Origin of the sequence: Rectinema subterraneum, from assembly GCA_009768935.1 — a bacterium.
Lineage (GTDB): Bacteria > Spirochaetota > Spirochaetia > Treponematales > Rectinemataceae > Rectinema > Rectinema subterraneum.
The window spans coordinates 1-9,417 of sequence record WESA01000062.1 but is presented as its reverse complement, the minus strand read 5'-3'; the positions used below and the strand labels follow the sequence as shown (position 1 = coordinate 9,417).

The 9,417-nt window shown below is 54.1% G+C and carries 8 protein-coding genes; 5 read left to right on the top strand and 3 right to left on the bottom strand.

Annotated features, from left to right (window positions below):
* Together GAP13_RS11775 and GAP13_RS11770 are read left to right on the top strand one after the other, a co-directional pair.
* Window positions 1-825: ABC transporter substrate-binding protein (locus GAP13_RS11775; RefSeq protein WP_158908507.1), on the top strand; the 825-nt coding region annotated here is incomplete at its 5' end.
* Window positions 819-2,591, top strand: a complete 1,773-nt coding sequence (locus GAP13_RS11770; RefSeq protein WP_158908506.1) for an ATP-binding cassette domain-containing protein — start codon at window positions 819-821, stop codon at window positions 2,589-2,591. The genes GAP13_RS11775 and GAP13_RS11770, both read left to right, overlap by 7 nt.
* A 47-nt stretch (window positions 2,592-2,638) precedes the next feature.
* Here the strand turns inward: GAP13_RS11770 and GAP13_RS11765 are convergent, their stop codons facing one another.
* The 3 genes from GAP13_RS11765 to GAP13_RS11755 all read right to left on the bottom strand — a co-directional run bounded on the left by GAP13_RS11765 (window position 2,639) and on the right by GAP13_RS11755 (window position 7,098).
* Entirely contained in the window at window positions 2,639-3,736 is a 1,098-nt protein-coding gene (locus GAP13_RS11765; protein WP_158908505.1) for an ABC transporter ATP-binding protein, read from the bottom strand.
* Between the two features lie 61 nt (window positions 3,737-3,797).
* On the bottom strand, window positions 3,798-6,002 hold the full coding sequence (locus GAP13_RS11760; RefSeq protein ID WP_158908504.1) for an ABC transporter permease: 2,205 nt from the start codon (window positions 6,000-6,002) through the stop codon (window positions 3,798-3,800).
* A 100-nt stretch (window positions 6,003-6,102) separates the two neighbouring features.
* Window positions 6,103-7,098, bottom strand: coding sequence for an ABC transporter substrate-binding protein (locus GAP13_RS11755; protein ID WP_158908503.1), 996 nt, complete (start codon window positions 7,096-7,098; stop codon window positions 6,103-6,105).
* Between the two features lie 419 nt (window positions 7,099-7,517).
* Here GAP13_RS11755 and GAP13_RS11750 point away from each other — a divergent pair, with 419 nt between their 5' ends.
* The 3 genes from GAP13_RS11750 to GAP13_RS11740 all read left to right on the top strand — a co-directional run.
* On the top strand, window positions 7,518-7,934 hold the full coding sequence (locus GAP13_RS11750; protein WP_158908502.1) for an Hsp20/alpha crystallin family protein: 417 nt from the start codon (window positions 7,518-7,520) through the stop codon (window positions 7,932-7,934).
* A gap of 155 nt (window positions 7,935-8,089) precedes the next feature.
* Window positions 8,090-8,320: a ferredoxin gene (locus GAP13_RS11745; RefSeq protein ID WP_158908501.1), complete on the top strand. Its 231-nt coding sequence runs from the start codon at window positions 8,090-8,092 to the stop codon at window positions 8,318-8,320.
* A 96-nt stretch (window positions 8,321-8,416) separates the two neighbouring features.
* Window positions 8,417-9,417 (top strand): hypothetical protein (locus GAP13_RS11740; protein ID WP_158908500.1); only part of this gene is annotated, 1,001 nt, incomplete at its 3' end.

The following is a 9,417-nucleotide window of genomic DNA, read 5'->3' as shown; positions in this document are numbered from 1 at the left end:
GACGCAGATTCGCTGCCCCTTATCGTCGCTGATAACGAAGGCTTGTTCCAAAAAGAAGGCATCTCGGTCAAGCTTGTTCGATTCTCGAGCGCAATCGAGCGGGATTCCGCGCTTCAGGCGGGAAAGATTGATGGCGCGGTGACCGATGTACTTGCTGTCGTTCTCGCGAATCAGGGCGGTTTCCCGCTTAAGATTACGAGCCTCACCAATGGCCGTTATGGTGTCGCGGTTTCACCGGAATCGAATATTCAATCCATGAAAGAGCGCGAAGGCAAGAATATTGCTGTTTCGCTCAATACGATCATTCATTATTTTGCTGATTGGAGCGCGCGAGAAGCAGGCCTTAAGGCTGATTCGCTCAACCTGGTTCCAGTCCCCAAAATGCCAGTCCGGCTCGAAATGCTGCTTTCGGATCAGATCCCCGCCGCGGTCATGCCCGAACCATTCCTGACCACTGCAAAGCTTCGCGGCGCAAAAATCCTCGTTTCATCCGACGATTCCGGCCTCGAAGCGGGTGTCCTCGCCTTTCCGCCCTCGGTAATCGCGAAGAATGCCGATACGCTCAAGCGCTTCTATCGCGCCTACTGGAACGCCGCACAGCGCATCAACGCCCAGCCAGATCAGTACAGGAACATGCTGATCGAATCGCTCAGTTTCCCGGATGAAGCTGCGCGCGTCTTCGTATTCCCGCGCTATGTCAAACCGCGCCTCCCTGTGCAGACGAGCATCGAAACGGCTGCGCAATGGCTTTTATCCAAAGCTCTCATAAAAGCGCTGCCAAAAACCGCTGACCTTGTCGACGCCAGCATGGTAACTGGATGGTAAGTCTCGAAGATATCAGTTTTTTTTATACTGTCCACGGCATACCGAAGCCGGTCTTCGAGCATTTTTCTGCGCAATTCGAGCATGGCCGCATCACTGCTGTAATAGGCCCCTCCGGCTGTGGCAAGACTACGCTTTTGCGGCTTATCGCCGGGCTTAATACACCGCAGAGCGGCAGGATTGTCGTCGAGGGCCGGGCGGAAGAGAAGCTCCAGAGCCGCAAGGTTCCAGCCGCTGGGCCGCGCATAGCCTTCATTTTCCAGGATTTCGGCCTTTTACCATGGCTGACAGTCGAGCGCAATGCAGGGCGCGGGGTGGAGGCGCTCGGTATCCCCCCAGCGGAGCGCCATGCGCGCGTTCGAGGCATTCTTGAAGAACTTGGCCTTTCCGAATGGCGGAAAGCCTATCCAGTTCGGCTTTCCGGCGGCATGCAGCAGCGCGTCGCGGTAGCCAGAGCACTTGCCATCAATGCCGACCTCATTCTGATGGACGAGCCATTTTCGAGCCTGGATGCGCTGACCCGCGAATCGGTCCAGGACATGCTGCGCAGTATCCAGCGAGCGCACAATACCACGATCATCATAGTCACCCATTCAATCGAAGAGGCAGTGTATCTCGCCGATTCTGTTGTGGTGCTTGACGGAAGCATGCCTGCAAACTATTGCCAGGTTGTGGACAATCCGCACGTGTGGGAGCAAGAATCGGCAGCGCGCGCGCCGCATGTCATGCAAGCCCCCGTGCATAAGCAGCCGCCCGCCAGCCCGCCTGAAGCATCATTGAATCCGCGCGAGACCAGCGGTTACCTTGCGGCGGTCGGTGCGCTTCGCCATACCTTCAACCAGGCAGTTGCGCAAAAAGCCGAAGCGGAGATGGCTGCGGCGGCATTTGCTGTGCCGGCGGCGGCGGTTACACCGCTGGCAGCAGCTGTACCGGCAGTACCGGCTGTATCTGCAGCACCAGATGTACCGGCGGCACCAGCGGCACTGCCTGCACACAAAAAGCTTGCGCCGTCTGTGACACGATTTCTCGCCAGATCCGCGCAAATTTTTGCAGCAGCAGTATTTCTTGTGGCAGCATGGTGGGCTGCAGCCGCGCTCGTGCAGCGTCCATTTCTGCCTTCACCCTCGCTCGCTTTCGCCCAATTTGCAGTAAATCTGCAGAAAGGCGTCTTTCAGATTCATGTGCTCGCGTCAGCGCGCCGTGTATTTTTTGCGCTTCTGGCCGCGGGGCCGCTTGCATGGGTGCTTGGGCTTCTTGCCGGGCGCATTCCATTTTTCGACAATATATTCGCGCCGCTTGTCTATTTTTTGCATCCGTTGCCAAAAGTCGCTTTTCTGCCTATTCTTATGCTCTTTCTGGGGCTTGGCGACGCTTCCAAGATTGCGCTGATGGGCCTAGTCATTTTCGGGCAGCTTTTCGTGACCGGGCGGGATGCAGCAAAAGGCATCGCGCCGGCGCTGCTCGACAGCGTGCGAACCCTGGGTTTTTCGCGGCTTTCCATTATACGGCTCGCAATTGTGCCATCGACAACACCTTCGCTCATGTCTGCGCTGCGAGTGAGCCTGGGAACCGCGATTGCGGTGCTCTTTTTGTCGGAAACATTCGCCTCGATCGATGGCCTTGGCTGGTATATCATGGATGCATGGTCGCGAATTGACTACCCCGAAATGTATGCGGCGATCCTGGCGCTTTCGTTGTTCGGGCTTTTTGTATATTTCGCAATCGATGCGATCGAGGCGGTCTTGCTGAGATGGCGAGAGCGCACCTGAAACCGCCACATACGCGCATTTCACTGCACGTTCTGACAGACCCAAGTTTATTCTGCAGGAAGCACGCGCACCAAAGCCTCGTTCAGCCCGATCCAGACAGCCTCGCCCTCCGAAGGAATGGCCTTCCCCGAAGGATCATCAATCTGAACCAGAATTTCGCCCGTTTCGGTTTTTACATAAATTTCGACGCTCGACCCTAGATACACCCGCGCAGTGACGGTTCCCGACGAGATCGCATCTTCCTTTTCCACGAGCCTGAGCGATTCGGGTCTTGCCATAATGACGGCGGGGGATCCTGTGCCAAGCCCCTCTGCAGCTGAACCAGCTCGGACTCTCTTTCCTCCTACCGTACAAATTGCCCTGCCGCCAGCCTCGATTCCTTCAAGCTGCGCAGGGAAGAAAGCAACCTTGCCCACAAAGCCTGCGACAAACATCGAAACCGGCCTTTCGTAGATATCGCCTGGCGTGCCTATCTGCTGAATCACGCCGTTGCGCATAACAATAACGCGGTCCGAAAGGCTCATGGCCTCGATCCTGTCGTGCGTCACATAGATTGCGGTAATGCCAAGCGACTTCTGGATACGCCGAATTTCCACTCGCATCTGCTCGCGCAACAGTGCATCGAGGTTGGAAAGTGGTTCATCGAGCAGAAGGACCTGCGGTTCGACAACCAGAGAACGCGCGAGCGCGACTCGCTGCTGCTGACCGCCAGAAAGCCGCCCTGGCGCGCGGTGAGCAAGCTCGGCAAGGCCGACCAGTTCGAGCACTGTCCTCACCCTGTTCTCGATTTCAGTGTGACTAAGCTTGCGGATTTTGAGCCCATAGGCGACATTGTCGAACACATCCATGTGGGGGAAAAGACCATATGACTGAAAGACTGTCGCGGTCTGCCTGCCGTTCGGCGGCAGATATGTTACGTCGGTGTCGCCGATAAGAATTTTGCCCTTGGTCGGCAGCTCGAAACCGCCAATCATGCGGAGCGTCGTAGTCTTTCCACAGCCAGAAGGCCCTAAAAGTGTCACAAGCTCGCCAGACCTTACATCAAAATTCGCATCTTCCACCGCATGGACTTCTGCCTTGCTCGTTGGGTCCTTAAAAATTTTGGTCACATGGGAAAGGGTCACAGGTACGGATTTTGTTGCCATATTTGCAGTTCCTTTTCTTAAAAAACGGGGTCTGACCCCTTTTTTTAAAATTTGCCTCGCCTCATTGGGCGGTTACCGTTTTTTCCAAAAATTCGCTCTGACGTATCAAAAGGCGCATGAGCCCGAAAACCGCCAGCACGATAATAATAAGCGTTGTCGCAAGCACACTCGCCAGGCCGAATCGCAGATTCTCCGAAAAGTTGTAGATCTGAATCGTGATATGGTACCAGCGCGCGCTTATGAGGAAGATAATTGCCGAGACTGCGGTCATCGAGCGCACGAATGTGTAGGACATGCTCGAAATGAAAGCTGGCCTGATGAGCGGTAGGATTATTGTCCTGAAAATTGTGGCCTGGTCAGCGCCTAAGTCCGCCGCAGCCTCCTCGATCGACGGATCGATCTGCCGCAGCGCAGCCACACCTCCCTCAAGCCCGACCGGCAGTTCGCGGATGACATAGTTGATTACCAGAATCGCCCCAGTCCCGACCAGCAAAAGGGGCGGCTTGTTGAATGCCAGAATAAAGCTGATACCGACCAGCGTGCCCGGAATGGCGAACGGCGTCATGATGAGCGATTCGAGGATGCGCTTGCCGGGGAATTTTTTGCGCACGAGAATCACCGCAGCCACCATCGAGAGAACGCCCGCAATCGGCGTCGCGATCCCCGCCAGAGTGATTGTCGAAATCAATGCCTGCTTGCCCCTCGTCAGCGCTTCGTGGATATTCACAAGCGTGAAGGTATAGTCGATGCCCCAGTTTTTGACAAAGCAGCCTGCAACAATGGTCAAATACAGGGCGACGATAAGACCGCTCACCACCACGACAAAGCCAGTCAATGCGCGCCGTGCCCCAGGAGCCGCCAGATCCGACAGCCGCGTCGAAGGCTTACCAGTCACTACGACAAAAGATTTCCTGCTCACCCAGCGGCGCTGTACCAGAAACGCAGTCAGCGTGGGCAACAGCAAGAGCAATGACAGCGCAGCACCGTTATTCAGCCTGCTCATGCCAGTCACTTCGATGTACGATTCCACCGAAAGCACTCTGTACGATCCCGACAACAGCAAAGGGTTCGCAAAATCCGCCAGCGAATTTGTGAACACGAGGAGCCAGCTCGAAAGCAAACCCGGGGCAGCAAGCGGCAGTGTCACATGCGAAAATGTATGCCATCGCGATGCGTTGAGATCGAGCGAGGCATCCTCAAGTGTGGAATCGATCGCCTGCAAAACGCCCTGCATGGTCAGAAATGCAATCGGGAACATGCTGATGGTCTGCACCAGCGCGAGCCCGCCCAGCCCGTAGATATTGAAATTCTGCAAGCCCAGCCATTGCTTGGTGATAATGCCATTCTTGCCGAATAGAAGAATGATCGACAGGGTCAAAGAGAATGGCGGCGAAATAACGGGCATTGTCGCGAGCGCGGTCACGAGCTTCTTGCCCTTCATGCTCGTTCGCGCAACCGCGAATGCATACATGAAGCCGATGAAAGTCGAGATGGTCGCCGTCACTATGCCAAGCTGAATCGAGCCCCACAATGCCTGGAGGTATTGCCGGTTCGACAGTATTGTCTTCCAGACATCGAAGCTGAATCGACCTTGCTTTATCAGCGTGAGACGCACAGCTTCGAACAAAGGATATGCCACAAAAGCGACAACGACCGCTGCAAGCACCAGAATCGCGTAGCCGCTTATAGGATCGCGCGAAAAGGTCGCAATTCCGAACCCCAGCGCAAACAGCACAAAAGTGACAACAGCCAGTGTCTGCACAAGCCTTCCGAACGCTACATATCCCGACGCATCCGCTGCAATCAAGAGTGCAGCGCGCGCAGAGCTGCCCTCAGCATCCGGCACTGGGGCAATAATCAAGGTATAGGGCACGCCGGCAAAAGTTACCCTTGAAGGCCAGCGGAACACCTCGAGATACGAAACCGACTCGGCTGCTTTTGCCGCAATATCAGCATTTGATGGCAGCTTCCACAGCTCTGAAAGCGCGCTATCCCCGCCAGCTGGTTCGCTGCCTTCTTCGCCAGGAACACCTTTGAATGCAAAAAAGCGATAACCATGATATGTCGAAGGAAGCTGTTCGGTCCAGCTCGCTAGGCTTTCGTTATTTTCTGGTGCGGATGCTGCAATCGCTCTTGCGAGCGCTGTTATTTCCTTTGCTGCATTCTTTTCGAAACTCGCTTGAATTGTCGAAAAAATCCAATACTCGCCCGCTGCAAAAATGGCGCATACTATGGCGAATACAATCAATTTTTTCTTTGTAAACACGCGCAATCCCCTTCTTTTATCAAAAACCGGACCGCTGCAGCAATTTTACCACAGGGCCCGGCTTTTCACTCTCTGTCGATGTCTATCGATGATAAAGAAATCAGCGCTTCGATCCGATCTCTTTTACCCAGCGCTCAAGGAGACGCTCTTTATTCGCTGCATCCCAGATGACATCCTGATTGACAGTCTTGATTTCGCTGATGCTGAATGCGTTCGGATTCTTCTTTGCAAGCTTCGAAAGCGGGATTACATACCACTTCGCGATGATTTCCTGGGCTTTCGGAGAAAGAACCCAATCGTAGAGTTTTTTTGCATTGACGGGGTCAGGGCCGCCTTTCACGAGCGACATGGATGCAATTTCAAAGCCTGTGCCCTCTGACGGGAAGGTGATGGTGATATCGGCGCCTTCGACTCTGAGTTTGACATTATCGTGCGCATAGCCGATTGCGATAGGAATTTCACCAATCGCCACACTCTTTCCGGGCGCAGAACCGGATTTTGTGTACTGGTCGATATTTTTATCGAGTTTGCTGAGATAATCGAAAACTTTGTTTTCGTCGCCGCCAAATACATAGCGCAGCGTCGTGAGCGTATTATAGGCAGTACCCGAGGTGGTAGGGTTCGGCATACGAATTTTGCCCTTGTATTCAGGCTTTAGAAGATCGGCCCAGGATGTGGGCGGCACAAGCCCTTGCGCCTTTGCTACCTTGTTGTTGGTAACAAAGCACAGCGGCCCGATATACAGTCCAACCCAGTAGTTTTCCGGATCGCGGAACTGCAAGGGGGTGTTTTCGAGCATTTTCGACTTATACGGTGTGGTGAGGCCTTTCAGCTTGGCGCTGATATGGTTGAGTCCGACACCGCCAACCCAAATCGAAGCCTGAGGATTCGATTTCTCCGCCTCGAGCCTGCTTTCCACCTCGCCACCGGAGAGTCTCTGCCAGTTCACGACAATGCCAGTCTCTTTCTGGAATTCATCGAACAGCTCTTTTGCAAGCGGCTCTTCGAGTGTGGTATACGCACCGACCTTCTGCTGGCCAAACACCATGGTGACGCCGAGCAGGAGCACGAATGCTACGATGATAACGCGCTTCATGGAAACCTCCTGATTGAACTTTTACGTACATAGTGTATTCCCTTCCGGCTTTTTTCGCAAGCGAAAAAAGCAAAGGCCGAGCCAGCCGCTCAACCACTGTATTATTTTGATACATTCGCATGGGTCATTTTAATACACATGTGTCGTTGAGAAATATATTGGCTGAACTCTCGCATAGATCTCTGTAGCAATCGCAGACAGAATTCCAGCAGGCTTGCAAAGCCCGCGCCATGACCCGCTTCGAAATGAATGTTATTATTCTTTATTTATTATATACTTACAGATTTCAAAGAAATTATTGTGATTTTGGCACGGAATTTGCTTAATATATTATCGAGCGCCGAAAAGGGCTCCGGACAGGTGCAATGGTCCTGTGAGGATCCAAGCCTGCCGAACTTCACCAATTGTGGAGGTTCCATATGAACAGCCTGGTTCTCTATGATAACAATCCTTTTGACTTGATCGAGAAATTCTTCGATGACGACTGGCTTGCCCCAAGATTCCGCACCCCTGCGATCGATGTCTACGAAGAGGGCGACAAGTACATGCTCGAAGCCGAGCTTCCCGGCCTTTCCGACAAGGATATCAAGCTCGAAGTGCGCAATGGCCAGCTCACGCTTTCCACCGCCAAGAGCGAAAAAACCGAGGAGAAATCCAAAAAGGGCCGCTGGATCCGCAAGGAGCGCAGAGAATTCCGCTTTGCGCGCAGCTTTACCCTGCCTGAAGATGTCGATGCCAGCGCTATCGAAGCGCACTTCAAAAATGGCGTCCTGCAGGTAATCATGCCTAAAAAGCCCGAAGCTGCACCCAAGGCCATCGAAGTAAAGATTGACTAAAAAACTTGCGAGCACTGACCTTTGCTCACAGAACAGGCTGTTCGGGCATTTGTTCTGGACAGCCTTTTTTTATTTTTGTAACATAGATTACGAACAGATTTTCATTTTTCTTGTATCTTCAAAAAGACCGGATTTCTCCGGCACAGGAGTACTATATGGCAGATAAGACTTCTCGCCTTGCAGGAAATGCCGCAGGCAAATGGTATGTCGATTCTTCATGCATCGGTTGTGGACTGTGTTCATCCACTGCACCCGATATTTTTACGCTTGGCGACGAGGGGCAGGCGCTCGTAATTCGTCAGCCTCAGACCGCCAGCGAAATCGAACTCGCCACTCAGGCGCTCAACGATTGCCCCGTCCAGTCAATCGGCAACGACGGAGAATAATATTAATGCTTTGAACCTTGTGTAAAGAATTGAAGCAAAGATAGTCAGTTTGTGCGAATACCTCTATGACCGCCCCTGCGGTCAAGGAGGGTATTCGTGCACTGGTTTGCCTTTTGTCCCAATCCGGACTGTTCCTACCATCACGAGGCACCTGCCTCGCCCTGGGCTTATGCGATTGGCTGGTATGCTACCAAGGCCTTCGGGAAGGTGCGCCGGTTCCGTTGTACGCGCTGCGGAAAAAGCTTTTCCACCCAGACGTACTCGACGCACTACTATCTCAAGCGCATTGTCTCGTACCGGGATGTGCTCTATAGGCTGGCAGGCGGGGAGAGCCTAAGGGGGATGAGTCGCGCGCTCGGGTGCTCGCTTTCGCTGCTTACGAATCGTATCGACCGGCTGGCTCGCCAGGGTATTGCACTCCACGCCCGGATGCTGCGCGCTCGGCGAGGCAAGGAAGACATCTGTATCGACGGCTTTGTCTCCTTCGACTGCTCGCAGTACTTTCCGAACGAAATCCCCATTGCGGTGGGACGGACAAGCGGCTTCGTGCTCGATGTCAGTCACTGCACACGAAAACGCTCAGGGAGCATGCGGCAGGACCAGAAGGCGAAGGCACAGGCGCTCTATTCGACGATTCGGCTCGAACGGGGTGGGATCGGCCGGTCATTCAGGGAGGTGCTGGCGACGAGCCTTGCTGTGCAGCCGCCACAGCCTCATAGGCCCTTCGTGCTGATCACCGATGAGAAGCCCGACTATGCGCGCCTCGTGCGGAAGCTTGCAGCCTACTGGGGTGAGGGAGAGGGGCGACTCGTGCACCTGAGGATTTCTTCACACCTGCCACGGACGATCCACAATCCACTCTTTTCTTCGAACTACACCGATCGCGAGCTCAGAAAGGACCTGGCGAACCACCATCGTGAGAGTGTCTGCTTCAACCGCAATGTCGCAAACGGCATGCTGCGCCTCTGGGCCTACCTTATGTGGCACAACTACTTAAAGCCCTACCGTATCCACTGGCCGAAAGGCCGAAGACCCGCTACCCATGCCGAGGCGAGCGGCATCGACGCAACTGCGCTCGAGAACGTATATAGAAGCTT